The 24,964-nt window shown below is 67.5% G+C and carries 30 protein-coding genes and 1 pseudogene; 18 read left to right on the top strand and 13 right to left on the bottom strand.

From position 1 onward, the window contains the following. Window positions 1–12: 12 nt before the first annotated feature. Window positions 13–279 (bottom strand): double-stranded DNA-specific endonuclease, encoded by a 267-nt coding sequence (locus tag AC1RQF_RS24185; protein ID WP_252982384.1) that lies wholly within the window; start codon window positions 277–279, stop codon window positions 13–15. A gap of 486 nt (window positions 280–765) precedes the next feature. Here AC1RQF_RS24185 and AC1RQF_RS24180 point away from each other — a divergent pair, with 486 nt between their 5' ends. Next, complete coding sequence (locus AC1RQF_RS24180) at window positions 766–2,520, top strand: ABC transporter permease (protein WP_273998606.1); 1,755 nt, start codon at window positions 766–768, stop codon at window positions 2,518–2,520. A 22-nt stretch (window positions 2,521–2,542) separates the two neighbouring features. Next, window positions 2,543–3,874: an ABC transporter ATP-binding protein gene (locus tag AC1RQF_RS24175; RefSeq protein WP_273998605.1), complete on the top strand. Its 1,332-nt coding sequence runs from the start codon at window positions 2,543–2,545 to the stop codon at window positions 3,872–3,874. A 40-nt stretch (window positions 3,875–3,914) separates the two neighbouring features. Here the strand turns inward: AC1RQF_RS24175 and AC1RQF_RS24170 are convergent, their stop codons facing one another. Beyond that, window positions 3,915–4,418: a hypothetical protein gene (locus tag AC1RQF_RS24170; protein WP_273998602.1), complete on the bottom strand. Its 504-nt coding sequence runs from the start codon at window positions 4,416–4,418 to the stop codon at window positions 3,915–3,917. Further along, a complete protein-coding gene (locus tag AC1RQF_RS24165) occupies window positions 4,415–4,966 on the bottom strand; it encodes a hypothetical protein (RefSeq protein ID WP_492873137.1) in 552 nt (183 codons plus the stop codon). The genes AC1RQF_RS24170 and AC1RQF_RS24165 overlap by 4 nt, the downstream gene beginning before the upstream one ends. Before the next feature lie 283 nt (window positions 4,967–5,249). On the opposite strand from AC1RQF_RS24165, the gene AC1RQF_RS24160 reads away from it, so the two are divergent. From AC1RQF_RS24160 to AC1RQF_RS24150, 3 genes are all read left to right on the top strand, one after another. Beyond that, a complete protein-coding gene (locus AC1RQF_RS24160; RefSeq protein WP_274004348.1) occupies window positions 5,250–5,444 on the top strand; it encodes a hypothetical protein in 195 nt (64 codons plus the stop codon). 126 nt (window positions 5,445–5,570) lie between these two features. Beyond that, entirely contained in the window at window positions 5,571–6,992 is a 1,422-nt protein-coding gene (otsA, locus tag AC1RQF_RS24155) for an alpha,alpha-trehalose-phosphate synthase (UDP-forming) (protein ID WP_273998599.1), read from the top strand. Then, complete coding sequence (locus AC1RQF_RS24150) at window positions 6,985–7,554, top strand: AAA family ATPase (protein WP_273998597.1); 570 nt, start codon at window positions 6,985–6,987, stop codon at window positions 7,552–7,554. Before otsA ends, AC1RQF_RS24150 begins: the two co-directional genes overlap by 8 nt. A 10-nt stretch (window positions 7,555–7,564) precedes the next feature. Here AC1RQF_RS24150 and AC1RQF_RS24145 read toward each other — a convergent pair whose 3' ends face one another. The 3 genes from AC1RQF_RS24145 to AC1RQF_RS24135 form a co-directional block, all read right to left on the bottom strand. Beyond that, window positions 7,565–8,149: a glycine zipper domain-containing protein gene (locus tag AC1RQF_RS24145; RefSeq protein ID WP_273998596.1), complete on the bottom strand. Its 585-nt coding sequence runs from the start codon at window positions 8,147–8,149 to the stop codon at window positions 7,565–7,567. A 150-nt stretch (window positions 8,150–8,299) separates the two neighbouring features. Then, window positions 8,300–9,667, bottom strand: coding sequence for an MFS transporter (locus AC1RQF_RS24140; RefSeq protein WP_273998594.1), 1,368 nt, complete (start codon window positions 9,665–9,667; stop codon window positions 8,300–8,302). A gap of 130 nt (window positions 9,668–9,797) precedes the next feature. Continuing rightward, the gene (locus AC1RQF_RS24135; RefSeq protein ID WP_273998592.1) at window positions 9,798–10,178 is read right to left on the bottom strand and encodes a DUF5594 family protein; all 381 of its coding nucleotides are present in this window, start codon (window positions 10,176–10,178) and stop codon (window positions 9,798–9,800) included. 150 nt (window positions 10,179–10,328) lie between these two features. Here AC1RQF_RS24135 and AC1RQF_RS24130 point away from each other — a divergent pair, with 150 nt between their 5' ends. Continuing rightward, window positions 10,329–10,742, top strand: a complete 414-nt coding sequence (locus tag AC1RQF_RS24130) for an ecotin precursor (protein ID WP_492873136.1) — start codon at window positions 10,329–10,331, stop codon at window positions 10,740–10,742. A 412-nt stretch (window positions 10,743–11,154) separates the two neighbouring features. On the opposite strand, the gene AC1RQF_RS24125 is transcribed toward AC1RQF_RS24130, so the two are convergent. Next, entirely contained in the window at window positions 11,155–11,460 is a 306-nt protein-coding gene (locus AC1RQF_RS24125) for a hypothetical protein (protein WP_273998589.1), read from the bottom strand. A 152-nt stretch (window positions 11,461–11,612) separates the two neighbouring features. Between AC1RQF_RS24125 and eco the strand changes: the two genes are divergently transcribed. Next, window positions 11,613–12,149, top strand: coding sequence for a serine protease inhibitor ecotin (gene eco, locus AC1RQF_RS24120; protein ID WP_443111525.1), 537 nt, complete (start codon window positions 11,613–11,615; stop codon window positions 12,147–12,149). Window positions 12,150–12,171: 22 nt separating this feature from the next. Here eco and AC1RQF_RS24115 read toward each other — a convergent pair whose 3' ends face one another. The 3 genes from AC1RQF_RS24115 to AC1RQF_RS24105 all read right to left on the bottom strand — a co-directional run bounded on the left by AC1RQF_RS24115 (window position 12,172) and on the right by AC1RQF_RS24105 (window position 14,043). Further along, entirely contained in the window at window positions 12,172–13,272 is a 1,101-nt protein-coding gene (locus AC1RQF_RS24115) for a serine hydrolase (protein ID WP_492873135.1), read from the bottom strand. A gap of 112 nt (window positions 13,273–13,384) precedes the next feature. Further along, window positions 13,385–13,618: a hypothetical protein gene (locus tag AC1RQF_RS24110; protein ID WP_273998586.1), complete on the bottom strand. Its 234-nt coding sequence runs from the start codon at window positions 13,616–13,618 to the stop codon at window positions 13,385–13,387. 128 nt (window positions 13,619–13,746) lie between these two features. Next, window positions 13,747–14,043 carry a hypothetical protein gene (locus tag AC1RQF_RS24105; protein ID WP_492873134.1) on the bottom strand — a complete coding sequence of 99 codons (297 nt, stop codon included), beginning with the start codon at window positions 14,041–14,043 and terminating at the stop codon, window positions 13,747–13,749. A gap of 329 nt (window positions 14,044–14,372) precedes the next feature. On the opposite strand from AC1RQF_RS24105, the gene AC1RQF_RS24100 reads away from it, so the two are divergent. From AC1RQF_RS24100 to AC1RQF_RS24055, 10 genes and pseudogenes are all read left to right on the top strand, one after another. Next, the gene (locus tag AC1RQF_RS24100) at window positions 14,373–15,701 is read left to right on the top strand and encodes an amidase family protein (protein ID WP_492873133.1); all 1,329 of its coding nucleotides are present in this window, start codon (window positions 14,373–14,375) and stop codon (window positions 15,699–15,701) included. Window positions 15,702–15,721: 20 nt separating this feature from the next. Next, window positions 15,722–16,609, top strand: coding sequence for a polysaccharide deacetylase family protein (locus AC1RQF_RS24095; RefSeq protein ID WP_273998580.1), 888 nt, complete (start codon window positions 15,722–15,724; stop codon window positions 16,607–16,609). 36 nt (window positions 16,610–16,645) lie between these two features. After that, window positions 16,646–18,010: an MFS transporter gene (locus AC1RQF_RS24090; RefSeq protein ID WP_273998579.1), complete on the top strand. Its 1,365-nt coding sequence runs from the start codon at window positions 16,646–16,648 to the stop codon at window positions 18,008–18,010. Beyond that, window positions 18,007–18,762, top strand: a complete 756-nt coding sequence (locus AC1RQF_RS24085; protein ID WP_273998577.1) for an SDR family NAD(P)-dependent oxidoreductase — start codon at window positions 18,007–18,009, stop codon at window positions 18,760–18,762. The genes AC1RQF_RS24090 and AC1RQF_RS24085 overlap by 4 nt, the downstream gene beginning before the upstream one ends. 41 nt (window positions 18,763–18,803) lie before the next feature. Then, window positions 18,804–19,565, top strand: coding sequence for an SDR family NAD(P)-dependent oxidoreductase (locus AC1RQF_RS24080; protein ID WP_492873132.1), 762 nt, complete (start codon window positions 18,804–18,806; stop codon window positions 19,563–19,565). Between the two features lie 20 nt (window positions 19,566–19,585). Continuing rightward, the gene (locus AC1RQF_RS24075; RefSeq protein ID WP_492873131.1) at window positions 19,586–19,876 is read left to right on the top strand and encodes a hypothetical protein; all 291 of its coding nucleotides are present in this window, start codon (window positions 19,586–19,588) and stop codon (window positions 19,874–19,876) included. A 17-nt stretch (window positions 19,877–19,893) separates the two neighbouring features. After that, complete coding sequence (locus AC1RQF_RS24070) at window positions 19,894–20,946, top strand: CobW family GTP-binding protein (RefSeq protein ID WP_492873130.1); 1,053 nt, start codon at window positions 19,894–19,896, stop codon at window positions 20,944–20,946. An 80-nt stretch (window positions 20,947–21,026) separates the two neighbouring features. After that, on the top strand, window positions 21,027–22,178 hold the full coding sequence (locus AC1RQF_RS24065) for an ABC transporter substrate-binding protein (RefSeq protein ID WP_492873129.1): 1,152 nt from the start codon (window positions 21,027–21,029) through the stop codon (window positions 22,176–22,178). Between the two features lie 19 nt (window positions 22,179–22,197). Then, window positions 22,198–23,226 carry a GntR family transcriptional regulator gene (locus AC1RQF_RS24060; RefSeq protein ID WP_492873128.1) on the top strand — a complete coding sequence of 343 codons (1,029 nt, stop codon included), beginning with the start codon at window positions 22,198–22,200 and terminating at the stop codon, window positions 23,224–23,226. A 121-nt stretch (window positions 23,227–23,347) separates the two neighbouring features. Beyond that, window positions 23,348–23,524 (top strand): annotated as a pseudogene (locus AC1RQF_RS24055) (lysis system i-spanin subunit Rz); the annotation flags it as partial. Window positions 23,525–23,543: 19 nt separating this feature from the next. Here AC1RQF_RS24055 and AC1RQF_RS24050 read toward each other — a convergent pair. Together AC1RQF_RS24050 and AC1RQF_RS24045 are read right to left on the bottom strand one after the other, a co-directional pair. Further along, window positions 23,544–23,831: a hypothetical protein gene (locus tag AC1RQF_RS24050; protein ID WP_273998563.1), complete on the bottom strand. Its 288-nt coding sequence runs from the start codon at window positions 23,829–23,831 to the stop codon at window positions 23,544–23,546. Next, a complete protein-coding gene (locus tag AC1RQF_RS24045; RefSeq protein ID WP_492873127.1) occupies window positions 23,828–24,310 on the bottom strand; it encodes a DUF2778 domain-containing protein in 483 nt (160 codons plus the stop codon). The genes AC1RQF_RS24050 and AC1RQF_RS24045 overlap by 4 nt, the downstream gene beginning before the upstream one ends. Before the next feature lie 161 nt (window positions 24,311–24,471). Between AC1RQF_RS24045 and AC1RQF_RS24040 the strand changes: the two genes are divergently transcribed. After that, a complete protein-coding gene (locus AC1RQF_RS24040) occupies window positions 24,472–24,636 on the top strand; it encodes a hypothetical protein (protein ID WP_492873126.1) in 165 nt (54 codons plus the stop codon). 104 nt (window positions 24,637–24,740) lie between these two features. Here AC1RQF_RS24040 and AC1RQF_RS24035 read toward each other — a convergent pair. Beyond that, window positions 24,741–24,964, bottom strand: a 224-nt coding sequence (locus AC1RQF_RS24035; protein ID WP_492873125.1) for a hypothetical protein, incomplete at its 5' end; no start/stop codon positions are given.

Below are 24,964 nucleotides of genomic sequence, written 5' to 3'. Positions count from 1 at the left end.
CGGGCGGCGGGCCTACTCGCCGAACAGCGTGCTCAGCGTTTCGGCCGCGTTGCTGTCGATGGTGTTGTAGGTGACGCTCTTCGCGTCGAAGATATAGAGCGTCGTGTACTTGCCGAGCCGGTCCAGGATGTCGTCCTGGAGCGTCTCGGGCACGATGTTCATGTTCAGGTACCAGGCCGTCGACGACAGCCGCGTCTGGAACGTCCCATACTCCTGCATCAGGTGATAGAACGCCTCGGCGTCCTGATCGCGGCATACGATTACCAGGTTTCCTGCCATTCATTCCTCCAGCGGATGGGCGATGCGTTGCAAGGGCTGCGAGTCCCGATCATACCTCCGCCGCACCGATCGTTCGATTCCGGACACGTTTTTGCACCGCCGGATCGGCCGGGCGGGTTCCCGGGCGGGCCGGTTCACGGCATAATTCGGGCCTGCAGAACGGCCCCGGCCGCTGGCGATCCGCCTGCAGCTCCTTTCAGATTCCTCCGCCGCTCGCCCGTTCAGGGCCTGGCTTGTCCGCGGCTGTGGGGGAATTTCCACCCGCCGCACCCCGGATGGTTGTGCCTGAAATACAGGATGGTGTAGTGTCGTGCCGTCGCAAAGCAGCATGAACGTTGCTTGCGGCCGGCAGGGCCGCGCAGGAGCGGCCCTGCCGGGGTAACCGAAGTCCAAACGATTGATCGCGTCCGCGCGCCAAGCCATGAGTCATATTCGCTTTCTGGCCTCATTTTTCGATTCTTGCGGCATTGCCGGGGAGGGCGCCTGATGGATTTCGGATTCAATCCGAACCGGATCGCCAATGCGTCCGCATGGCGGGTTCTGCCGAACCGCTGGGACTTCATCGCGTTTCCGCTGATCATCTGCCTGATCGCCATGGCGGTGGTCGGCTTCCACGAGACCATGGCGCCGATCGCCGTGCTCGATACGCAGAAGATCTCGCTCGATCCGTCCAACCTGCCCGAGTACGCGCTGCGCACCACGCTGCGGATGCTCGCGGCGATGGTCGCCTCGCTCGTGTTCACGCTCGTCTACGGCACGCTGGCCGCCAAGAGCCGGCGCGCCGGGATGGTGCTGGTGCCGATCCTCGACATCCTGCAGTCGGTGCCGGTGCTCGGCTATATCTCGTTTACGGTGACCTTCTTCCTCGCGCTGTTCCCGAGCCGCGTGCTTGGCGCGGAGATGGCCGCGATCTTCGCGATCTTCACGAGCCAGGCCTGGAACATGACGTTCAGCTTCTACCAGTCGCTGCGCACCGTGCCGCGCGACCTCGACGAAGTGTCGCGCGGGTTCCACCTGACCGCGTGGCAGCGCTTCTGGAAGCTCGAGGTGCCGTTCTCGATGCCGGGCCTGATCTGGAACATGATGATGTCGATGTCGGGCGGCTGGTTCTTCGTGGTCGCGTCCGAGGCCATCACGGTCGGCAACCACACGATCACGCTGCCGGGCATCGGCGCGTATCTCGCGCAGGCGATCACCGACCAGAACCTGAAGGCGGTCGGCTGGGTGATCCTCGCCATGACGGTCGTGATCCTCGCCTACGACCAGCTGCTGTTCCGCCCGCTCGTCGCCTGGGCCGACAAGTTCCGCATGGAGAACACCAGTTCGGGCAATGCGCCGGAGTCCTGGCTGCTCGACCTCGTGCGCCGCACCCGCCTGATCCACCAGCTGCTCGTGCCGGCCGGCTGGCTGTTCGCGAAAGCCGCGCGGATCCCGTTGCGCCTGCCGGCGTTCGATACGTCGCGCTTCACCTTGCCGCGCGTCGAGAAGAAGGCGTCGAAGGTCGCCGACATCGGCTGGGCGATCCTGGTCCTGCTCGGCACCGTGTACGTGGTGTGGCGCGTGGTCGCCTACGTGCAGACCGGCGTGACGATGGCCGAGGTCGGCAACGTGTTCGTGCTCGGCCTGATCACGCTGCTGCGCGTGATGCTGCTGATCGTGCTGGCCTCGATCGTGTGGGTGCCGATCGGCGTGTGGATCGGCCTGCGCCCCGCGATCGCGGAGAAGGTGCAGCCGCTCGCGCAGTTCCTCGCCGCGTTCCCGGCCAACCTGCTGTTCCCGGTATTCGTGATCGTGATCGCGCATTACCGCCTGAACGCCGACATCTGGCTGTCGCCGCTGATCGTGCTCGGCACCCAGTGGTATATCCTGTTCAACGTGATCGCGGGCGCGACGGCCTACCCGAACGACTATCGCGAGGCGGCCACCAACTTCCGCATCCGCGGCTGGCAGTGGTGGCGGCAGGCGATCCTGCCGGGGATCTTCCCGTACTACGTGACGGGCGCGATCACCGCCTCGGGCGGCGCCTGGAACGCGAGCATCGTGTCGGAGCTGGTCCAGTGGGGCGACACCAAGATCCAGGCGCACGGCCTCGGCGCGTATATCGCGCAGACCACCGCCGCGGGCGACTATCCGAAGATCATTCTGGGCATCGCGGTGATGTCCCTGTTCGTGACCCTGTTCAACCGCCTCCTGTGGCGCCCGCTGTATGCCTATGCCGAAGCGAAGCTGCGGCTCGACTGAGCAAGATTGAGAGCGAAACGCGATGCAAAATCCGAATGCTGTAAACGCCCCCGTCCAGATGCCGCCGCGCCTCGGCGAGGAAATCCTGCGCGTCGACGACGTCAGCCGCGGCTTCAACAAGACCCAGGGCGAATTGCTCGTGCTCGATGGCGTGAACCTGTCGCTGCGCGAAGGCGAGATCGTCGGCATGCTCGGCCGTTCGGGCTCGGGCAAGTCGACGCTGCTGCGCATCATCGCCGGCCTGATCGAGCCGACGGGCGGTGAGATCACCTATCTCGACAAGCCGCTCGACGGCCCGGCCGAAGGCGTCGCGATGGTGTTCCAGACCTTCGCGCTGTTCCCGTGGCTGACCGTGCTGCAGAACGTGGAGGCGGGCCTCGAGGCGCTCGGCGTCGGCGCGCGCGAGCGGCGCGAACGCGCGCTCGCGGCGATCGACCTGATCGGTCTCGACGGTTTCGAGAACGCGTATCCGCGCGAGCTGTCGGGCGGCATGCGTCAGCGCGTCGGCTTCGCCCGCGCGCTGGTGGTCGATCCGACGCTGCTGCTGATGGACGAGCCGTTCTCCGCGCTCGACGTGCTGACGGCCGAGACGTTGCGCACCGACCTGCTCGATCTGTGGACGCAGGGCCGGATGCCGATCAAGTCGGTGCTGATCGTCACGCACAACATCGAGGAAGCGGTGTTCATGTGCGACCGGATCCTCGTGCTGTCGTCGAACCCGGGGCGGGTGATCGCCGAGATCAAGGTGCCGTTCAAGCATCCGCGCAACCGGCTGGATCCGGCGTTCCGCCGGCTCGTCGACGACATCTACGCGAAGATGACCTCGCGCCAGATCGGCGAGGCGACCAAGAAGGGGCTCGAGCTGGGCAGCTGGCTGCCGCAGGTGTCGACCAACCTGATGGCCGGCCTGATCGAGACGCTCGCGGCGGCGCCGTACCACGGCCGCGCGGACATGCCCGAGATCGCCCGCACGCTGCATCTGGAGGTCGACGACCTGTTTCCGATCGCGGAAGTGCTGCAATACCTGGGTTTCGCCGACGTGCGCGAGGGGGACGTGTTCCTCACGCCGCCCGCGCGCGTGTTCGCCGAGTTCGGCACGCAGGAGCGCAAGATGATGTTCGCCGAGCACCTGCTGCGGCACGTGCCGCTCGCGGCGCGGATCAAGAAGGTGCTGAACGAGCGCCCGGGGCATCGCGCGCCGCGCGTGCGCTTCGAGCAGGAGCTGGAGGATTTCCTGTCGGACAGCGCGGCCGAGGAAACGCTCGACGCGGTGATCGACTGGGGCCGCTACGGCGAGATCTTCTCGTATAACGACCAGACGGAGATCTTCAGTCTGGAGGACGTCGAGTCCTGATGGCGCGTCGCGCGGCCGGCGCGTCCGGCCGCGCGGGATCTCACTGCAGATTGCCCCAGCGATCCACCGCCGGCTCCGCTGACGCCCACTTCCATCCCTGCGCCTGCTGGCAGGCGCTCGCCATGAACCAGTCGGCGCGCTCGCCGTCCTTCATCGAGAACACGAACTCCTTGCACAGCGCGAGCGACGTCGAGAACGCGCGCGTGACGCGCACCTCGCCTTCGCCGTTCTCGAGCGGCACCCGGTTCTTCACCTTCCACGGCCGCGTCTCGCCGACCGCGAGGCCGCCCGCCACCTGCGCGATCGCATCCTGCTGATTCTGGTGGAGCTTGCGCATGGTGCGGTTGACGGCCTCGTCGGTGGCGGCCTGCACCGCGATGCCGACGCCGACGGCGACGGCCGGGTTCGCGGTGACGAGGCCCGTCGCCGCGCCCGCCAGCGCGCCGCTTGCAGCGCCCACCGAGCCGCAGCCGGACAGCCCGAGCGAGGCCGCCGCCAGCAGCGCGAGCGCGGCGGCGGCCGGCAGCCTGCGCGCGCCGCTCATTGCAGCGCGCCCCAGCGTTCGGTCGCCGGTTCGGCCGACGCCCATTTCCAGGTCGGGCCGTCGCGGCAGATCGTCGCCACGTAGAACGCCGATTGTGCGGCTGTGTCCTTGGTGGCCGGGCTGTCGACCGAGAACACGATTTCCTTGCAATCGAGCGGGCCGACGCTGATGAGACGGCTCACGGTCACGCGGCCGCGCTCGTCGTCCTCGATCGGGAAGGTGTGGTGGGTCGCCCACGGTGCGACGCCGCCCACGTCGAGCGGACCGGCCGCATTGGCGACCTGCGCCTGCGAATAGCGGTGGGCGACCCGCTGCGAGTACTGGACGCCGGCTCGCGCGCCGGCTACGGCGCCCAGGCCGATGCCGGTCGCGACGGAGGCGTTGTTGGTGACTTTCGAGGCGATCGTCGCGCCGGCGATGCCAGCGCCCGCCGTCGCGCCCTCGCTGTAGAGCGAATTGCAACCGGCGAGCAGTGTCGAGAAGGCGACGATGCTGAGCATTGCCCAGGTCGTCAAGCGGCGCGCTGGCGCCTCGATGCGTTGTTTCATCCCTGATTGCGGTCCTGTCTGCTTGCGCCACGGGCGCGGGCCGCGCGGCGACTGCGCCATTGTTCTGCAATTGTCCGAAGAGAAATGCAAAGAATTGACAAACCCGACCGGTGGGCCGGTCGGCAGGCGGCGGTTATTGTCGGGGAAACCGCCGCGCAAGGGTCGTATCGTTACAAAATGAAGGTAATTGTTACCTTGAGGCCCTGGATTCCCACCTAAACTCGTTAGTCATGGACTGTTTCTACGACGGCGATGCGCCGCTCCGATCATGAGACACCCCGCCATGCGCCGCACCCGGCGCCCCGGTTCACCTGGGCGCGATGCCGGGCCGGGTTCCCCGCCACCGCCGTCCGGGCCGGCTTCGTCCGCGCCTGCTGAGCCGTCCGACGCGCCTGCCGACGGCGATCACAACCAGGGCGGCGCGCGTCCCGAAGGGCTCGATTACCAGCGCGACCTGGGCACGGAGCAGGACGCATGACCATCTCGCCGCGCCTGCGCGCGGCACGTCAATCCGAATCGTCGCGACGCGTCGGGCCGCGGGCCTGATGCGGCGCCCGCGCGCCCGTTTTCCCGGCGCCATTCGTCAACAGGAGGGAAAGCCGTAATGAGCAGATTGATCGTGGTATCGAATCGCGTGGCCGCCGGCCAGGACGCGCGCCCGTCGGCGGGCGGGCTCGCGGTCGGCGTACTCGACGCGCTGCGGGACACGGGCGGCATCTGGTTCGGCTGGAACGGGGAGATCGTCGGCGAGGCCGGCGGCGCGCCGACGATCGAGCAGGACGGCCGCGTCACCTATGCGACCGTCGGCCTGACCCGGCGCGACTACGACCAGTACTATCGCGGCTTCTCGAACGCGACGCTGTGGCCCGCGTTCCACTATCGCGCCGACCTCGCGCGCTTCGACCGCCAGGAATACGGGGGTTATCTGCGCGTCAACGCGGCGCTCGCGAAGCAACTGAGCACCCTGATCGAGCCCGACGATCTGATCTGGGTGCACGACTACCATCTGCTGCCGTTCGCGCAGTGCCTGCGCGAGCTGGGCGTGAAGAACCCGATCGGGTTCTTCCTGCATATCCCGTTCCCGACGCCGGAGATTTTGCGGGTCGTGCCGCCGCACGAGGAACTCGTGAAATTCATGTGTGCGTACGACATCGCGGGTTTCCAGACCGAGGCGGACAAGCAGGCGTTCGTCGACTACGTCGAACGGCGCGGCGTCGGCACCGCGAGCGACGACGGCATGCTGCATGCGCACGGCCGCGTGGTGAAGGTCGCCGCCTATCCGATCGGCATCCATCCGGACGCGATTGCGCAGGCCGCCGTCGATTTCGGCGGGCGCAAGCCCGTGAAGGCGCTGCGCGAGACGATGCGCGGCCGCAAGCTGGTGATGAGCGTCGACCGGCTCGATTACTCCAAGGGGCTCGTCGAGCGCTTCCAGGCGTTCGAGCGCATGCTCGCGAACGCGCCCGGCTGGCAGGGGCGGGTGTCGCTCGTGCAGATCGCGCCGCCGACCCGCTCGGACGTGCAGAGTTACCAGCGCATCCGCCAGACCCTCGAAGGCGAGGCGGGGCGCATCAACGGCCGCTTCGCGCAACTCGACTGGACGCCGATCCAGTATCTGAACCGCAAGTACGAGCGCAATCTGCTGATGGCGCTGTTCCGGCTGTCGCAGGTCGGCTACGTGACGCCGTTGCGCGACGGGATGAACCTGGTCGCCAAGGAGTACGTCGCGTCGCAGGATCCCGCGGATCCGGGCGTGCTGGTGCTGTCCGAGTTCGCGGGAGCGGCCGCGCAGTTGCCGGGCGCGCTGCTGGTCAATCCGCACGACCTGTCGCAGACCGCGCAGGCGCTCGAGCGCGCGCTCGCGATGCCGCTCGTCGAGCGGCAGGCGCGCCATGCGGAGAACTACGCGTTATTGCGGCGCGACGATTTGTCGGCGTGGCGCGAGGCCTTCCTTGCCGACCTGCGCAGCGTGGCCACGGCGGCGTCGGTCACGCTGCGGGCGGGGCGGCGGATCGCCCATGTCTGACGACGCGCTGATGCCGGACGACGCGGCGCGCTTCTTCATCGTCACGGGCGGACCGGGCGCGGGCAAGAGCACCTTGCTCAATGCGTTGGCGGCGCGCGGCTACGCGCGCTCGCAGGAGGCCGGGCGCGGCGTGATCCAGGATCAGGTCGCGATCGGCGGGCGCGCGCTGCCGTGGGACGACCGCGCCGCATTCGCCGAGCTCATGCTGAGCTGGGAGATGCGTTCGCATCATCTGGCGCGGCGCTGCACGGGGCCGGTGTTCTTCGATCGAGGCGTGCCTGACGTGATCGGCTACCTGACCTTGAGCGGCCTGCCCGTGCCGGCGCACGCGCACGCGGCCGCCGCGCGGTTCCTCTACCACCGCACGGTGTTCGTCGCGCCGCCGTGGCCGGACATCTACGCCCGGGACGCGGAGCGTCAGCAGGACTACGCCGAGGCCGTCCGCACCTGCGACACGATGCGCGACACCTATGCCGCGCTCGACTACCGCCTCGTCGAGCTGCCGCGCGCGAGCGTCGAGGCGCGCTGCCGCTTCGTGCTCGACGCCGTCGGCGCGGCCTGACGCATCCCGCTCAGGCCGGCCGGCGCGCGATCCCGACATCGGCCTCGACCAGGGTCGGGGCGCGGGTCGGGTCGAAGTCCGTCCAGCGGCCGTTGCGCCAGTCGCCGTCGGCGCGTTCGACGTCCGCGCCGCCTGCTTCCGCGAGCGTCCGCGCGGCGTCGCGCTGGGTGTCGGGCGTTACGTGCACCGCGACCAGCATGCCGGAGCCGCGCGTCTCGTGATGCACGGCGCGCACCCGCATCTCGTGCAGGTGCTGGCGCGAGAAGTCGCGCAGATGCACGGACTTGCCGATCATCGCGCCCACGTAGGCGCCGGCGCCGGCCGCGCACAGCGCGACGACGAGCGAGGGCGTGAACAGCGCGAACAGCGCGACCCCGCAGATCGCGCCGGTGACCGCGCCGAGCATCGTGTGGCGCGGCGCGTCGGCCGATGGCGGCGCGGGCGGGTATTCGGACGAATGGCGCGCGTGCTGGCCGCGCGGGTTGACGAAGAAAAAGCTGACGTCCTCGGCGGGGAAGCCGCGTTCGACCAACCGCTGGGCGGCGGTGGCGGCGGCGGCCTGCGTCGGGAAGCGGGCTGCGACGATCAATGACATGGCACCCTCCTGGCGATGGCAAAAGCCATCCTGGCCCCGTCGCCACGGATGGCGAATGAAGGTGCGGACCGCGCGGCGCGGGTAAGCGTTGGACCGGCGGCGCGCGCCGAAGTGCGATGCGCGTGCGTCCGGCCCGGAGCGGGCCGCGGCTCAGGCCGTCGGCGACTGCTGGGGCGCGCGCAGGCGCAGCGTGCTGACGACGGCCGCGAGCGCGGCGAACGCGGCGGCCGCGTAGAGCGCGGTGGTCGGGCCATGCTGCGGCGCAATGCCGAAGATCAGCGCGACCAGGGCCGCGCCGAGCGTCTGGCCGGTCAGGCGCGCGGTGCCGAGCATGCCGCTCGCGCCGCCGCTGCGCGCGCGCGGCGCGGCCGACAGGATCGCGCGGTTGTTGGGCGACTGGAACAGGCCGAAGCCGAGCCCGCACAGCCCCATCCGCCAGACGATGTCGAGCGGGGCGGGGTGCGCGCCGAGCGTCGCCAGCGCGGCGAGCCCGGCGGCGAACAGCGCGAGCCCGACGCCGCCCAGCGCGCCGGCCGGATAGCGGTCCGACAGCACGCCCGCGAGCGGCGCGGCGAACACGATCACGAGCGGCCACGGCGTCATGTAGAGCCCCGTTTCCACCTGCGAGAAGCCGAGCGTGTGCTGCAGCCAGAACGGCAGCGCGACGAACGCGAGCATCTGCGACGTGAACGACGCGACCGAGGTGCCGATCGACAGCGCGAACACCGGGATCCTGAGCAGGTCGACGGGCAGGAGCGGTGCCGCTTGCGTGAGCTGGCGGCGCACGAAGAAGTAGCCGAGCACGAGCGCGGCGAGCGCGGCCGCCGCCACGTGCGTATAGCGCTCGCCGTGGCCGAGCCCGTCGACCGCGAAGATCAGCAGCCCGAATACGCAGGCGTTCAGGAGCGCGCTCAGGTAGTCGTAGGGGGCGTCGTGCCCGCGATTGGCGGGCAGCGCGCGCAGGCTGCCGAGCACGGCGGCGATGCCGATCGGCACGTTGATCGCGAACAGCCAGGGCCAGGGCGCGATCGCGAGCACCGCGGACGCGATCGTCGGCCCGATCGCCGACGACAGCGCGACCACCATCGCGTTGATCGCGACGCCGCGGCCGAGCTGCGCGGTCGGATAGATCATGCGCACCAGCGCCGTGTTGACGCTCATGATGCCGGCCGCGCCGAATCCCTGGATCACGCGCAGCGTCGCGAGCGACGCCAGCGAGCCGGACAGCGCGCAGCCGAGCGAGGCGGCGGTGAACAGCGCGAGGCCGGCGACATAGACGCGCCGATAGCCGATCCGGTCGCCGAGCGCCGCGAGCGGCAGCAGCGAGATCGTGATGGCGAGCTGGTAGGCGTTGACGATCCAGATCGAACCTGCGTCGGAGGTGCGCAGGTCGCGCGCGATGGTGGGCAGCGCGACGTTCGCGATGGCGCCGTCGAGCACGGCGAGCGTGATGCCGAGCGCGACGCACAGGATGGCCCAGTAGCGCTGGGGGAAGGGCAGGCCGGTGTCGGCGTTCATGGCGGAGAGAGCGGCGAAGGAGTGGGCGCGCGGCCGGATCGTTGCGCGTGCAACCGGGTGGCGGCGCGATGTGCCGTTCGGCCTGGAACAGGCGCGGCGGGCGGGTTCGCCACCGCGCGGCGGCGTGCGCTCACGCTTCGAAATCGAGCCCGCCGAGCAGGACGAGCGGCTCGGCCTGGGTGCGCGACCCGAAGTCGATGTCGCGGGCCTCCTGCCAGGCCGGCAGCTTCCTGGGCAGCGCGGTGAGATAGCGCGCGAAACGCGCCGCGCCGTCCGCCGCCATCAGGCGCTCGATCTCGTCGGTGTCCCAGGTCAGCTCGATGTTGATCGGATGCGAGTAGCCGCGCACGTGTTCGTCCGTCACGCTCAGGATGCGCACCTGGGTCGGGTGCCCGTGCCCGCTGTACGGAACGATTTCGGTTCTCAGGCGAGGGTCGAGCAGGCCGGCGATCGTCTGCGCGATGCGCGGCGCGAATTCCGAGTCGAAGCGGTGGGCGGTCTCAGGACTCATGGGGGCGTCTCCGTGATGACGAAAATCCTAGCACGGCAGGCGCGCATCGCGCGTAATGGCGCGTTACCACTTGCTGCATCTATTACCGTTGCCCGGCGGCACAATGGCTTCCATCACGGGACATACGCGTCCCGCGCAAGGGAGCACGACATGAAGAAGATCGCCGCAGTCCTGGTATTGGCCGGCAGCCTCGCGGCGGCCGGCCCGGCGTCCGCGCACGATCGCGGCGGCGCGATCGTCGGCGCATTGATCGGCGGAGCGGTGCTGGGCGCGGTCGTCGCGTCGGCGCTGAATCCGGCGCCGGTGGTGGCCTATCAGGCGCCCGCGTATCCGCAGCCGGCGTATCCGGCGTATCAGGCGCCGGCTTATCAAGCGCCCGGCTATGACGCGCCGACCTATCAGCAAGCCTCCACCTACCAACCCGCGCCGGCCTACGGCGGTCCGCCGCCCGGCTATTGCTACGACTCGTATCAGCGCGCCTATGTCGCCTGCGGCGCGGGCGGGTATCGCAACGACGGCTACGGGTACGGCGGGTACGCGCAGCCGCGACCGGCGGGCTGGTAAGTACGCACGAGACACGCATGCGATGCACGGCCGGTCGCCGGTCGCACATCGTGTGGGGGTGTGATGGTTTGGAGTGAGTCCGGAGTTGAGTCCGGAGTGGGTCGGAAGACGGTTGTACAGGCAGTATCCCGGGTCGACTGCGTGCCTTGGCAAGGTGGCGGTGGAATCGGGCGGAGCGCGTCACCCTGCAGATTTCTTCTTCTCAGGCGTCGGTCTCGACCGACGCTTTCCCTTCGTATTCCATAGCAAGCCCGTTCGGGGCGCATGCTTTTGCATTGTCGTCGGCGCGATGGCGAGCGAGCGGATGCGTTGCGTTTCCGGCGTGGCGATGCGGGACGAGTCGTCCTTGCGGTTGCGGCGCCCGGCGCGGCAGCCGGACGCCCTGTGATACAACTTGTTGCAAATCCCCGGATCAGTGGCGTCCGCCTCCGCCATGACCGCCCCGGCCGCCGCCTTGCCAGGTGCCCCGACCGCCGTCTCCGCGGCCGCCATGCCAGCCGCCGTCGCCGCGCCAGCCGCGATGCCCGCGCCAGTCCCCGCCCCCGCCGCCCCAGACGTTGATCGTGCCGTAGACGGGCGCATAGCCCGGGCCATAGCCCGGCGCATAGGCGTAGCCGCCCGGATAGTACGGCTGGGCATAGCCATAGCCGCCGTCCGGAACGGCGACGCAGCCCGCCAGCAGCGCGCCGGCGGACAGGATTGCAAAGAGTCGGAACATGAGGATCTCCTGTCGTTTCATATAGGAATGTCCGGTGTAGAGAGGAGTTCGCGTCCAAATGTGTCCGCGGATTACAATCGTGTAAGTTTGAGCCGTGGCCGCGGCGTTGCCGCTGCTGCGATGCGTATCCACTGTCAGTCAGGAGTTCTTCGATGAAATTGCATCCCGTTTCCCGCTTCGCGAACTGGGTCATCTGCGCGGCGTTGGCCGGCGCCGCGGGCGCGGTGGTGGCCGCGACGCCCGAACAGGGCGCCGATGCACCGCTGACGCCGAAGGTATCGGCCGAGGACATCAAGATGTTCCCGGCCGCCAAGCCGGGCCAGAAACGCGCGGTGATCGCGCTGCCGGCGGAACAGGCGGAAGGCGATATCCGCGTCGAGCTGATCGTCGGCAAGACGATGCCGATCGACTGCAACCAGCAGTGGTTTGGCGGCAGCCTCAAGCAGGAAGTCGTGCAGGGCTGGGGTTACGCGTATTACCAGCTGGCCGACGTGAACGGCCCGGCGTCGACGCTCATGGCGTGTCCGGGGCAGGCGAAGCAGAACGGCTTCGTGCCGGTGCGCGGCGACGGTTACCTGTTGCGCTACAACAGCCGTCTGCCGATCGTCGTCTACGTGCCGAGCGGGTTTGAGGTGCGTTATCGCCTGTGGCGCGCGTCGAACGAGGTCGCGCGCGCGGTCGAGCAGTAAGCGGCCCGAGCTGCCGCGCGCGTCAGCGCAGCGAGCAGTCGAGCCACCGGCGGATCCGGACCGCATCCGCGATATGCGCGTGCGGGCCGGGTGCGCCGAGCAGCACGATATCCACCGGGCGTCCGTGAGCCATGTAGCGCATCACGACGCAATGGCCGGCCTCGTTGATGAAGCCGGTTTTCTGCAGGGTGATGCGATCGTCGCCCGTGCGCACGAGCGGATTCGAATTCACGTAGACGAGACGGCCGTGGCCCGGCGTCATGGTCTGCCGCTTGTCCACCGAGAACGCGCGGATGCGCGGATAGCGGTTCGCCGCCGCGACGAGCTTCGCGAGATCGCGCGCCGTGGACACATTGCGCGGCGACAGCCCTGTGCCGTTGACGAAGTGCGTATTCACCATGCCGAGCGTGCGCGCCTTGCGGTTCATCGCGGCGACGAACGCGGGACGGCCGCCCTGGTAGTCGCGCGACAGCGCGGCCGCCGCGCGGTTCTCCGACGACATCAGCGCGATATGCAGCATGTCCTTGCGCGATAACACCGAGCCCACCTTCAGGCGCGAGCCGGTGAATTTCTCGTAGTCGCGATCCTGCGCACCGACTTTCAGCCGCCGTGCGAGCGGTGCGCCGCTGTCGAGCGCGACCACCGACGTCATCAATTTCGAAATCGACGCGATCGGCAGGATCCGGTTCGCCTGCTTTTCCGCGAGCACGGTGCCGGTCCGCTCGTCGACCACGTAGACCGCGCGCGAACGCAGCAACTGGCGCGACGCCTGGGTGTAGCCGCAACTCGCGAGCAACTGGGGACGGACAGCGGCGATGCGCGGCGGCTGGCCGCGCTTGCGGCCGGATGCGTTCGCCTGCGTCGCGTTCGCGCGGCGTTTGGCCGGTTGCGATGCGGCCGCATCGGTGCGGGAACGGGCTCGGCGCGGCTTCTTCCTGATCTTCGTGGGGCGGACGGCCTTTTTCACGTGCGTGTTGCGGACGGCGCGGCAATGGCGCCCGTGGGACGGCGTCGCCTTCGTGCAGTTGACACCGGCGGCCTGGGCGGGCGTGGCGACGCCGGGCAGCAGGCTGGTGGCGAGCCAGACGACGAACGCGAGCGGCATGAGGAGGCGGGCGGTCATGCGCGGACGGGGGAGGTGACGGGTCATGGGCGGTGGACGGGCTGGAAACGGACGGTGCGAGGTAGGACAGGCGGCCGGCCGATAAATTCGGCGCGGGAGGGAGAGCGGAGGGCTAGTCCCAGATGCCGCGTATCGCGACGGCGACGATCACCGGGACCGAGAACACCAGCGGGATCGCGAAGTACGGGGCTTCGCGGTCGACGATGTAGGAGTAGATCACCCAGCCCGCGCCGACGGCGAAGGTTGCCAGGCCGGCGAAGATCGCGAGCAGGTTCAGCGCGCGGTTGTGCGGGCGATGCGGGGGCTTCGGCGGTGCGCTTTCCGGGGGCGGCGATGGCGTGTTCATGGGCGATCGGATGACGGCGGGCGGTTGATGGTGGCCGGATCATCGGGCCGGCGCGGTGGTCTCCCGGCCATCATCGCAGCAAGCGGAGCAGGGGGCAAGGCGACGGGGCGCGGGGGATCAGCAGCCGCTCAGTAGCCGTGCGTGACGAGCGACAGCACCGACCGGTCGGGATGCGTGCCGTCGATGATGCTGCGGCCGATCTGGAAGGCGTCGCGGGCGGCGTCGTCGGGGGTGGGGAAGCGGGCCTCGCCGTCCGCGCGGAACGGGACGACGTGGTCGGGCAGGGTTGGGTTCGCGCCGGGGTGGCAGACGTAGCCGGCGTAGGTCTGGTGCGTTGCGTCAGGCGGGATCGGGATCAGCGTGACGTGGATCTCGAAGCCCTCGTAGTCGAGTTCGCGGGTTGGCAGTGCCGGTTGGTCGGACATGGTGACCTCCGTGCGCCGCACGCGGGTGGGCGGCGGCGAGGCGTGCGCGGCGGGTGGGCGCGGACGGTGGGGTGATGTAGGGAAGTTTAGGCGATGGGGTGGGAAGGGGGCGGACATGTCGGAGACGTCGTGTTCGTGTCCCCGCGTCGGGTCGGCATTTTGATGCCGGTGCTCCGGTTCGCCGAGCGTGAGGCCGCGTCTCACAGCCGAGGGTAAGTCCTACTTGGACGGAATTTTCCGAGGCTTACAGTAAACGTACTTTGTCAACGAAGTACATTTATTGGGATGGTGTGGCGATGACGTGTCCGTTGCGATCAGGATCGACTGCTTTGGCGCTGGCCGATGCATACGCCCGTGGCGACGCCGATCCGCTTGACGTTGTCGAGGTTGCGTTGGCTTATGCCAGTGAGGCTCGCGCGACTTTCATCGCGACGCTGGATGCGCGCGCGCTCGAGGAGGCCGCCGCGTCCGCCGCACGCTGGCGTGCGGGCAAGCCGCTCGGTCCATTGGATGGGGTGCCGGTTGCGTGGAAGGATTTGTTCGATGTTGCCGGGGCCGTCACCACGGCCGGCGCCGCGATTTACCGCAGCCGTGCGTCAGCCGCAAGCGATGCAGCCCTCGTGACGGCGGCGCGGCGCGCGGGGCTGATTGCGATCGGCAAGACCAACCTCAGCGAGTTCGCGTATTCGGGATTGGGACTCAATCCGCATTTCGGCACACCGACCTATCCGCATGGCGATATGACGGAAGGTGCGCGAGCGCCGGGCGGTTCGCCGTCGGGCGCTGCGATCGCACTGGCCGAGAACATCGTGCCGCTGTCGGTCGGCACCGACACCGCGGGCTCTATCCGCATTCCCGCCGCATTCAATGGCTTGGTCGGCTATCGAGCGAGCACCGCGCGCTATCCGCGCGGCGGCATGACCGCGCTCGCGCCGACGCTCGATACGGGCGGCCCGCTCGCGCGCACCGTTGCCGACTGCATGGCCTTCGACGCGGTGGTGCGCGGCGCCTCCTTCATTGCGCCATGTGCCTCGCTGCGGACGCAGCGGTTCGTTATCGATCCGGGCTGGCTGTCCGGTTACACGCTGGAACCGGCGGTCGCGCGCGATTTCGAGCAGTTCGTCGCGCGTCTTCGGGAAACCGGCGCGCGTGTCGAAGCGCACGCATTCGCATCGTTGAGCAAGGTGCGCGATCTGGGCGCGCGATACGGCTGGTTGGGCGCGATCGAGGCGTTCGAGACCCATCGCGCGCTGCTCGAATCGAGCGAGGCGGAGGGTCTCGACCCGCGCGTGCGCGGGCGATTGGAGGCCAGCCGCGATCTGAGCGATGGTCGTCTCGATACCTTGCACGCGGCGCGTGCCGGCCTGCTGACCCTGTTTCGCGATGAACTCGGCGATGCGACGTTCGTCGCGCCGACCGTCGCACACGTTGCGCCGCCGCTCGATCCGCTTGAAGCCGATCCTGAACGCTTTTCCCGGATCAATCTCGCGACGCTTGCACTGACGATGCCCGGCAGTTTTCTCGATACCCCGGCCATTGCATTGCCCGCCGGCGCGGACGACGGCGGCTGGCCGACCAGCGTGCAATTGATGCGGGCGCGAGGCGACGACGACGCGCTGCTGGCCGTCGCGCTCGCCATCGAAAAACACGAAGACTGATCCAGAGAGGAGGAGGGACGATGGCAAAGGAAATCCTGATCACATTCGGCGTCGATGTCGACGCTGTGGCCGGCTGGCTCGGCTCATACGGCGGCGAGGATTCGCCGGATGACATTTCGCGCGGCATGTTTGCGGGCGAGGTCGGTACGCCGCGGCTGCTCAAGCTGTTCGAGCGCGAGGGACTGAGGACCACCTGGTTCATTCCCGGGCATTCGATCGAAACTTTCCCCGAGCAGATGCGCGCGGTCGCGGCGGCTGGGCACGAGATCGGCGTTCACGGCTATAGCCACGAGAACCCGATTGCGATGACGCCGGAGCAGGAGGAGGTGGTGCTCGATCGCAGCATCGAGTTGGTCACGCAGCTCGCCGGACGCCGCCCTACCGGCTATGTCGCGCCGTGGTGGGAATTCAGCGAGGTGACCAACGCACTGCTCGTGAAGAAAGGCATCAAGTACGACCACAGCCTGATGCACAACGATTTCCACCCGTACTACGTGCGGGTCGGCGACAACTGGACCCGGATCGACTACGCGCGGCACCCGGACACCTGGATGAAGCCGCTCGTGCGCGGCGAGGAAACAGACCTCGTCGAGATTCCCGCGAACTGGTATCTCGACGACCTGCCGCCGATGATGTTCATCAAGAAGGCGCCGAACAGCCACGGTTTCGTCAACCCGCGCGATATCGAACAGATGTGGCGTGACCAGTTCGACTGGGTCTATCGCGAACACGACTACGCGGTATTCCCGATCACGATTCATCCCGATGTCTCGGGACGTCCGCAAGTGCTGCTGATGCTCGAACGGTTGATCGCACACTTCAAGGCGCATGACGGCGTGCGCTTTTGCACCTGCGACGAGATTGCCGACGATTTCCTGCGGCGTCGGCCGCGCGTGAAGTCAGCCTGACGAACCTGCTCAGATCATCCGTTGAGGAGCATCACCATGTCCCAGCCCATCGCACCGACTGCGCTTTATGCGCCGCCGCCGATTCTTCCCGCCGACGTCAGACGCGCGACCTTCGTCGCGTTCCTGGCGTGGGTGTTCGCTGTCTACGATTTCATCCTGTTCGGCACCCTGCTGCCCGAGATCGGCCGTCACTACGGCTGGGATACGCGGACACAGGCGGAAATCGCCACGTACGTCGCGGTCGGCACGGCAGTCATCGCCTTTGCCATCGGGCCGTTGCTCGACCGGCTCGGCCGCAAGGCGGGGCTGGTGTGGACCGTTGCGGGCGCCGCGCTGTGTTCGGCGCTGACGGTCGCAGGCGGTGCGCTGGGCAAGGTGCCGCTCGTGCTGATCCGCTCGCTTGCGGGCCTTGGCTATGCCGAGGAAACCGTCAATGCGACGTACCTGAACGAGTTGTACGCCGCCGCAAACGATCCCAGGCTGAATCGTCGCAAGGGGTTCCTCTACAGCCTGGTACAAGGCGGCTGGCCGATCGGCGCGCTGCTCGCGGCCGGCCTCACCGCGTTGCTGCTGCCGCGGATCGGCTGGCAGGGCTGCTTCCTGTTCGCGGCGTTTCCGGCGCTGGTGATCGTCTTCCTGACCCGGCGGCTGAAGGAAAGCCCGCAATTTCTGCTGCACCAGGAAATCCGTCGGCTGCGCGAACATGGGGATGAGCCGGCCGCGCAATCGCTCGCAGCCGCACATGGCGTCGACTACGAGCAGCATCGCCGCGCAGGTGTCGCGGCGGCCTTCCGGGGTGACGCGTTGCGCGCGACGCTGGTGCTCGGCGGCAGCGTGCTGCTCAACTGGGCGGCGATCCAGGTGTTCAGCGTGTTGGGCACGACGGTGCTGACCCAGGTGCATGGCGTGTCGTTCGAAGGTTCACTGCTGATTCTCGTGTTGTCGAACGTGGTGGGCTATTGCGGCTACCTGACGCATGGCTGGATCGGTGACCGGATCGGACGGCGCAACACGCTGGCGGCGGGCTGGATGCTCGGCGGACTGGCCTTTGCCGCGATGCTGGCAGGGCCGAGCGACACAGGGGTCGTCGTCGCGTTGTACAGCATCGGGCTGTTCTTCCTGATCGGTCCTTATTCCGCCGCGCTGTTTTTTATCGGCGAAAGCTACCCGACCGCGATTCGCGGCACCGGCGGCGCGATCGTGCATGCGATGGGGCCCGTCGGCGCGATTCTCGCAGGCGTGGGCGTGACCACGATGCTGAACGCGGGTGGCGACTGGATGCATGCCGCGCTGTGGTTCGGCGCGTTGCCGTGCCTGCTGTCCGGATTGCTGGTATTCGCGGCGAAGCACGTTGATCCGGCGGTCGTTCCCGATCATTTCGTTCAAGGAGAGCGCGTATGAAAGTCGCACTCGTGACCGGCGCCGCGAGCGGCATCGGACAGGCCTTGGCGGTTGCCTATGCGCAGGCGGGTGTCGCGGTCGTCGGCGGCTATTTCCCGGGGGACCCGCATGATCCGCAGGCGACTCAACGCGCCGTGGAGGAAGCGGGCGGCAGTTGCGCGATGCATCCCGTCGACGTGCGCTCGGCCGAGGCGGTCGACGCATTCGCACAGGTTGCGCTCGAGCGCTTCGGCCGGCTCGACTACGCGGTTGCGAACGCCGGGCTGTTGCGTGCCGCGCCGCTTGCCGCGATGCGCGATGAGCAGTGGCACGAGATGCTCGACGTGGACCTGACGGGCGTGATGCGCACCTTTCGCGCCGCGGCGGGCCGGCTGGCGGACGGCGGCGCGCTGGTCGCGGTGTCATCGATCGCGGGCGGGGTGTACGGATGGGATGCGCATGCGCATTACGCCGCCGCGAAGGCGGGGGTACTCGGCTTGTGCCGCGCGGTCGCGGTCGAACTCGCGCCGCGCGGGATCCGCTGCAACGCTGTCATCCCGGGGCTCGTCGAGACGCCGCAGTCGCTCGACGCCGTCAATTCGCTCGGGCCGGCCGGGCTTGCGCAGGCGGCGCGCGGCATTCCGCTGGGCCGGGTCGGTCGGGCCCGCGAGATCGCGACGCTGATCCGCTTCCTGACCAGCGACGACGCGTCCTATATCACCGGGCAGTCGATCGTCGCGGACGGCGGCCTGACGGTGCGCTGGCCCGGTTGAGCCGCCGGTGCGCCGTTCCATTTGCTCTGGAGGGAACCACCATGTCCGAACAAACTTGGATGCTCGACGGCCGGCGCGCGATCGTGACCGGCGCGGCCAGCGGGATCGGCGCCGCGATCGCCCGCGCCTATGCACGGGCGGGCGCGCGGCTCGTGCTGGTCGATCGTGACGCCAACCGGCTCGCCGTCTCGGCCGATGTCTGCCGCGGACTGGGTGCGGAGGTCGCGACGGTGCTCGCCGATGTCGGCGAGGACGACGGCGCACGCGCGATCGCCGCACGCTGCATCGCGCAATTCGGCGGGATCGATATCCTCGTCAACAACGCGGGCATGCTGACCCAGGCGCGCTGCGTCGATCTGAGCGTGGCGATGTGGGACGAGATGATGCGCGTCGATTTGCGCAGTGTTTTCCTGTGTACCCGTCACGCGCTCCCGTCGATGCTGGCACAGCGCTGGGGGCGTGTGATCAATGTCGCGTCGCAGCTTGGGATCAAGGGCGGCGTCGAGCTTTCGCACTATGCGGCCGCGAAGGCCGGGGTGATCGGTTTTACCAAGTCGCTCGCGCTCGAAGTGGCGCCCGACAACGTGCTGGTCAATGCGCTCGCGCCCGGGCCGATCGAAACGCCGCTGGTCGACGGAATCAGCGACGCATGGAAACGCGCGAAAGCTGCCGAATTGCCGTTGCGCCGCTTCGGCCTTGCCGACGAGGTGGCGCCTGCCGCGCTCTTGCTCGCATCGGACCCGGGCGGCAATCTGTTTGTCGGACAGACGCTCGGCCCGAATGCCGGCGACGTGATGCCCTGACGGAGACGCCGATGTGCGGGATGTGCGGATTGCTGGGAGGCGGGCGGCATTGGTCAAGCGTGGTTGTGGCGGGCAGCGGGGACAACGCACGCCGCCAGCGACAGGTCCAGGTCGCGTTGGCGAAACGGGTGCTGGCGCGAGTCAGGCTGGGGCTCGACGATTTTCACGGGCGGGCGTTCGTGCTGTCGTCGCCGACCGGCGCGCGCGTGCTCGTCGACGACTTCGCTCAGGTGTGGCGGGCCGCGGAAACAATGCTCGGTGTGCCGCTCGATCCGTTGACGATGTTCGCGGAAGAGGAGGGGCGCGAATGAATGCGGCCTACGATGTCGTGCCGGTCACGATCGTGACGGGTTTTCTCGGCAGCGGCAAGTCGACGCTGATCGCCGATGTGCTGCGCGGCGAAGCCGCGCGCGATACCGCCGTGCTGGTCAACGAGTTCGGCGAAGTGGGCCTCGACCATCTGCTGATCGGCGAGGTCGAGGCGCAGACCGTGCTGCTGGATAACGGCTGTCTTTGCTGTTCGATCCGGGGCGAGCTGAAAGACGCATTGGTCGATCTGTTCTCGCGCCGCGCGCGCGGCGCCGTGTCGGCCTTTTCCCGTGTCGTGATCGAAACGACGGGGTTGGCTATGCCTGCGCCGATTGTCGCGACCTTGCTTGCCGATCCGATCGTGCGCAGCCATTACACGCTGTGCGCGACGGTGACGGTCGTCGATGCGCTGCACGCGAAGACTCAGGGCGACCGGCATCCGGAGTGGCTCGCGCAGATCGTCGCGGCGGACCGCGTGCTGATCAGCAAGACGGACCTTTGCGATGAGCCGGCGCTGCGTGCGGTGCGCGAACGGATTCAGGCGTTGAATCCCGCCGCCTCGATCGCGACGCGAGAGAGCTTCGATAATGACGCGGCCTTGTTGGCATGGCTCGCCGAATCCGCCGATCCGCTCGACCTGCTCCGACGGCTGGGCCGTGGGGAGTCCAGCATGGCTGCGTTGCCCGGGATGGCGCCGCCCGCGCCCGCGCGCTTCGGGCGCGGGGGGCTGGCGCACCGGCGAGACGCGGAGCCGGCCGGCATCCGTGCGTTCTGCCTGGATTTCGACGCGCCACTCGACTGGCCGGTATTCACGCTCTGGTTCACACTGCTGCTGAATCGGCACGGTGATAGCATCCTGAGGGTCAAGGGCGTGCTGGCGCTGGCCGGAGCGAGCCGGCCGGTCGTGCTGCATGCTGTTCAGCACCTCGTGCATCCGGTGCTGCATCTGGATGCATGGCCCGCTGATGAGCGCGTGTCCCGGCTCGTGTTCATCGTCGACGGATTGTCACGCGACGCATTCGACGCTTCGTACCATCGTTTCCGACTCGCACTCTCGGAGCCTCGCCAGTGATGCCCACGCGATTGCCTTCCACGTCTTCATTCGCCGCGCCGCGCGCGCCCGCCGTGCATCGGGCGCGTGTCGAGTTGCGCGTGCTCGGCACCACCGTCACGCTGCAAGAGCCGGTGCGCAAGGCTGCCGAGCAGGATCTCGGGATCCGGTTGCGTTTCCTGGTCGAGGACGGCTCGGCGGTTCAGCGCGACGGCGTGATGCATCCCGAGGGCTACGAACTGTACGACCAGTGGTTCCATAGTCTCGACTGCCTGTGGCCCGCGCACGCGCTGCAGCCGCTCGAGCTGGCGAGGATCCGGGGGTGGGACGGCATTGGGCCGCTCGCGCGCACCGGCTGCCTGCCGGGGCATCCGCGCGCGCGCGCGGGCGGTGGACCGGCGAACCGTTTGTACGTACAGGCGGACGGATCGCTTGGGGCTACCCCGACCGCGCGCATCAGCATGCTGCCGCTGACGCACAACGCGGACAGTTTCGCGTATCTCGCCGATGCATTGCCGCCGGCGCTGCTGGAGGGTGGTGAAAGCTGGGCATGGCTGCTGGCGCCGGAACTGGCCGGACGCGTGGCGCTGCAGGCGGACCCGGCGATCGGTGCGATCGATGCGGCGCTTGCGGTCGAGGCGAGCGGACTGATGCGCTTTGCCGACCTCGGCAATCTGACGATCGAAGAGATCGACGGATTGATTGCCATCCTGGTCGCGTTCAAGCGGCGCGGTCATTTCGCCGGATTCTGGTCGAGCTTTGCCGAGGCGGCGCGACTGATGATCGCGAACAAGGTGGCGATCCAGAGCATCTGGTCGCCGGCTGTCGGGGAGCTGGCGCGCGCAGGAGTGCGTCATACCCTGGCTGCGCCTCGGGAAGGCTACCGTGCGTGGTTCGGTGGCCTCGCGATGTCGCGTGCCGCGCACGGGCGGGTGCTCGATGCCGCGTACGATTACCTGAACTGGTGGCTGGACGGTGCGGCGGGGGCGGCCATGATGCGGCAGGGCCTCTATCTGCCCAACCCGGCGCGCGTGCGCGCGCAGCTGGATGTCGACGAATGGGCTTACTGGTACGATGGCGAGCCGGCGGCGCGGGACCTGCCCGGGCCGGGCCGCCAACGCCTCGTGGCCGCGGGGCAGCGCCGCGACGGCGGCGGCTACGCGGCCCGCATGGGCCGCATTGCAGTCTGGAATTCCGTAATGGACGAACATAACTATCTGGCGCGCCGATGGAACGAATTCATGCGCGCATGACGACGCGTATTCTCCGGCGATGACGACACGTGAGCGGTCCGCCGCGATGATGCCCGACACCGGCGCCGACAGCCGGCTGCGCTACCAACTGATTCACGACCGTTTGAAGAGCGCGATCGTGCGCGGCCGGATCACGGCGGGCCTCGTGCTGCTCGAAGGGCCGGTCGCGCGGCTGTTCGGCACGAGCCGCGTACCGGTGCGCAAGGCATTCGAAATGCTGCACGCCGGCGGTTTGTTGCATACGTTCGACGGACGGGGCTATCTGGTCGCACATCCGGAAGGCGGTGTTCCGTCGCCGGTGCGCGAGCCGCTGTCGGAGGCTGCACTCGGTTTCGACGAGACGCCGCCGCCGCTTGACCTGCCGTCTCACAGCGAAAGGATCTATGACGCGCTGGAGGCCGCGGTGTCGTTGAGCATCGTGTTCGGCCATTTCCGGATCAATGAAGGGGACGCTGCGGATACGTTCGGCGTGAGCCGGGGTGTCGTGCGCGAAGCACTGCAGCGATTGCGCGACCTGGGGCTCGTCGAGAAAACCGCGTATTCGCACTGGCTGTGTGGTCCGCTGACGGCGCGTGCGGTGGCGCAGGACTATGAGTTGCGCATGCTGTTGGAGCCGGCCGCGCTGGCGGCGAGCCAGCCGTTTTTATCGCACGACGTTCTGGTTGCTGCGCGTGATGCGCTCGACCGTGCGATTGCGACACCGGATGAGGTCGATGCCGCCGCGTTACATCGGCTTGAGCTGACACTGCATGTCGAGTGCCTCGCGTATGCACCCAATCGGAAGTTGCTCGGGATGGTCGGGCGCGCGCACATGCCGTTGACGGTGAATCATGCGTTCTATGAGGCGTTTCATATGCATCCCGATGTTGGCACGCTGGTTGAACATCGCGAGGTCGTGACGCGATTGATCGCGGGGGATGCGAATGGCGCAGCGGATGCGCTTGCCGCGCACCTGCAGGCGGGGTGCCGGCGTACGTTGCAACGGTTGAAGGTGTTGGCGGTGTTGCCGGAGCCGGAGTTGCCGGGGTATATGCAGCGGATTGTTTGAGGGGGAAGCTGGATACGAGGTGCCCCGTTGAGCGATGGCCAGGCGAAGTATTGGGCAATTGAGGGAATGTGATGATCCCTCGTCGTTGGGGCGCTCAACCAAGCCGTTGTGTTTCGTGGATGCCGGCGCCGCCGGCGTGGGCGATGGAGCCGCCGCCTATGCGGACGTCGACCGAGCGACTGCGGAACGCGTTTTCGCCGTCGCGGCCGACGACCAACGCGAGATCGACAAATTGAAGGTGTTGCAGGCTTACGTCTGCGCGGTGCGGTCGGATGTGCCAGGATGCGGCGACCGCTAATGGGAAACAGGGCGGCCGGTCAGGTGCGTGCGCGGGTGGTCTGCGTGCGCGCGATTGCGATATTCACCGCCCATACGATTGCACCAACAACGAGGGTCGACGCGATAAGAACTGCGGTCATGCCGAGTACCGGCATGTCGTCAGGGTTCGCAAGTTCGTCATGCCCTGTCACGTGCAACAGTGCGCGCAACCCGTCGTCGAGCAGGCTGGGCATGTTCATGGGAAGGTTGATGATGGCATTGCCGAGTATCCACCCGCCGATGAGGGTGACGAAAATGCTCAGTGCAATGCGGCCAAATTTTTTCATTTCACTTCAACCGTTCCGTAGGCTTTGAGGTTCGACCCGGGAACCGGCAAATCGGCCCCATTCTTTCGCAAGAACTCGGCGAATTTATAGAAGGTCGTTGGGTTCGTGACGGTGATGCAGCCTTCGCTAAGTCGCATGCGGCCGACCGGGTGTAGGCGAAACTGGCCGCGTTTGATTTTTCCGACGTATGTCGAATCGCCGGTGTCCTTGTTCCACAGCATAAACCACTGGGTGTGGTCGGTACTGCCAAAGCCGTGTTGGCCCCAAGCGTCATGCAGCCACCCTAGGCGGCCGCCAGATTGCCTGTCAACGATGTAATACGTGCCTTTCGGAATAGGCCCGATCGTTTCGATGCCCGTCGCGTTAGGATTGTCGCGCCCGCTATCTCTGCCGGAGAACGCGGGCAGCATGCCAACGCCAGGACAGTTCAGAAACGATGTGCTTTTGCTGTTGAGTTCGAATGTGCATCGAATCGGCATGATCGACCTTTTATGGGGCCTCGGATTCGCGAAGTGTACACGGCGAGCGGCGTTGCCAGTCCCGGTAACTTTCGCAGGTCACCAGGGTGCGTCCGAAAATTGACCGGACTGCCATGCACGAGGTCCTAACGCGGCTAGTGCCGACTATCACGATCAAGACCGTGGAAACGGAAGAGTTTCACGATCGGTTTTGGATCGATCCTGATGCATACAAGGGGCTCGTAATGGGGACATCGCTTAACGGCGTCACCAAGAAGATCGCACTGATCGACCACCTCGGCCGGGAGGACGTAATGCAGATCGCGGCGCTAGCGAGGTCGATGTAGTGCGCACTGCTATTTTCCCCGTGCGCGATCGATCTGCTCTTGAATGTAGCCGTCAAGCTGCAGGACGCTTTCGTTCAGCGCCTCGCGAAACGTTTCCGTCTGCTTCATGAAGTCGCAGTACTTCTTGAGCGCCGCGTCGAGTCCTTTTCTTTCTGCAACGAGCGGTGCCGCTTCTTCCAACTGGAAACCGGGTCGGTCTTGATCTGCCAGTTGTAGTTATGCCCTAGCCATTCTACGTACGCGCCCATGTTGGACCTGTCCGCATTTTTGTGGGCGAGGCGGTTGAACAACCCGTGATCAGCGGGCTTGCGTAAATCGCTCCCCGAAC

This window comes from Burkholderia sp. GW821-FHT14F03 (genome assembly GCF_058803765.1).
The sequence above is the reverse complement of the archived record's forward strand: the minus strand, read 5'-3'. Positions and strand labels throughout refer to the sequence as shown.

Excerpts from the sequence above, each read along its gene's own strand:
- AC1RQF_RS24185 (WP_252982384.1), bottom strand. The coding sequence starts at position 279 with ATGGCAGGAAACCTGGTAATCGTATGCCGCGATCAGGACGCCGAGGCG.
- AC1RQF_RS24080 (WP_492873132.1), top strand. The coding sequence starts at position 18,804 with ATGTCCGAACAAACTTGGATGCTCGACGGCCGGCGCGCGATCGTGACC.
- AC1RQF_RS24150 (WP_273998597.1), top strand. The coding sequence starts at position 6,985 with ATGTCTGACGACGCGCTGATGCCGGACGACGCGGCGCGCTTCTTCATC.
- AC1RQF_RS24110 (WP_273998586.1), bottom strand. The coding sequence starts at position 13,618 with ATGAACACGCCATCGCCGCCCCCGGAAAGCGCACCGCCGAAGCCCCCG.
- AC1RQF_RS24180 (WP_273998606.1), top strand. The coding sequence starts at position 766 with ATGGATTTCGGATTCAATCCGAACCGGATCGCCAATGCGTCCGCATGG.
- AC1RQF_RS24130 (WP_492873136.1), top strand. The coding sequence starts at position 10,329 with ATGAAGAAGATCGCCGCAGTCCTGGTATTGGCCGGCAGCCTCGCGGCG.
- AC1RQF_RS24145 (WP_273998596.1), bottom strand. The coding sequence starts at position 8,149 with ATGTCATTGATCGTCGCAGCCCGCTTCCCGACGCAGGCCGCCGCCGCC.
- AC1RQF_RS24105 (WP_492873134.1), bottom strand. The coding sequence starts at position 14,043 with ATGTCCGACCAACCGGCACTGCCAACCCGCGAACTCGACTACGAGGGC.
- AC1RQF_RS24050 (WP_273998563.1), bottom strand. The coding sequence starts at position 23,831 with ATGAAAAAATTTGGCCGCATTGCACTGAGCATTTTCGTCACCCTCATC.
- AC1RQF_RS24085 (WP_273998577.1), top strand. The coding sequence starts at position 18,007 with ATGAAAGTCGCACTCGTGACCGGCGCCGCGAGCGGCATCGGACAGGCC.
- AC1RQF_RS24045 (WP_492873127.1), bottom strand. The coding sequence starts at position 24,310 with ATGCCGATTCGATGCACATTCGAACTCAACAGCAAAAGCACATCGTTT.
- AC1RQF_RS24075 (WP_492873131.1), top strand. The coding sequence starts at position 19,586 with ATGTGCGGATTGCTGGGAGGCGGGCGGCATTGGTCAAGCGTGGTTGTG.
- AC1RQF_RS24140 (WP_273998594.1), bottom strand. The coding sequence starts at position 9,667 with ATGAACGCCGACACCGGCCTGCCCTTCCCCCAGCGCTACTGGGCCATC.
- AC1RQF_RS24115 (WP_492873135.1), bottom strand. The coding sequence starts at position 13,272 with ATGACCGCCCGCCTCCTCATGCCGCTCGCGTTCGTCGTCTGGCTCGCC.
- eco (WP_443111525.1), top strand. The coding sequence starts at position 11,613 with ATGAAATTGCATCCCGTTTCCCGCTTCGCGAACTGGGTCATCTGCGCG.
- otsA (WP_273998599.1), top strand. The coding sequence starts at position 5,571 with ATGAGCAGATTGATCGTGGTATCGAATCGCGTGGCCGCCGGCCAGGAC.
- AC1RQF_RS24095 (WP_273998580.1), top strand. The coding sequence starts at position 15,722 with ATGGCAAAGGAAATCCTGATCACATTCGGCGTCGATGTCGACGCTGTG.
- AC1RQF_RS24060 (WP_492873128.1), top strand. The coding sequence starts at position 22,198 with ATGACGACACGTGAGCGGTCCGCCGCGATGATGCCCGACACCGGCGCC.
- AC1RQF_RS24160 (WP_274004348.1), top strand. The coding sequence starts at position 5,250 with ATGCGCCGCACCCGGCGCCCCGGTTCACCTGGGCGCGATGCCGGGCCG.
- AC1RQF_RS24170 (WP_273998602.1), bottom strand. The coding sequence starts at position 4,418 with ATGAGCGGCGCGCGCAGGCTGCCGGCCGCCGCCGCGCTCGCGCTGCTG.
- AC1RQF_RS24125 (WP_273998589.1), bottom strand. The coding sequence starts at position 11,460 with ATGTTCCGACTCTTTGCAATCCTGTCCGCCGGCGCGCTGCTGGCGGGC.
- AC1RQF_RS24135 (WP_273998592.1), bottom strand. The coding sequence starts at position 10,178 with ATGAGTCCTGAGACCGCCCACCGCTTCGACTCGGAATTCGCGCCGCGC.
- AC1RQF_RS24175 (WP_273998605.1), top strand. The coding sequence starts at position 2,543 with ATGCAAAATCCGAATGCTGTAAACGCCCCCGTCCAGATGCCGCCGCGC.
- AC1RQF_RS24165 (WP_492873137.1), bottom strand. The coding sequence starts at position 4,966 with ATGAAACAACGCATCGAGGCGCCAGCGCGCCGCTTGACGACCTGGGCA.
- AC1RQF_RS24090 (WP_273998579.1), top strand. The coding sequence starts at position 16,646 with ATGTCCCAGCCCATCGCACCGACTGCGCTTTATGCGCCGCCGCCGATT.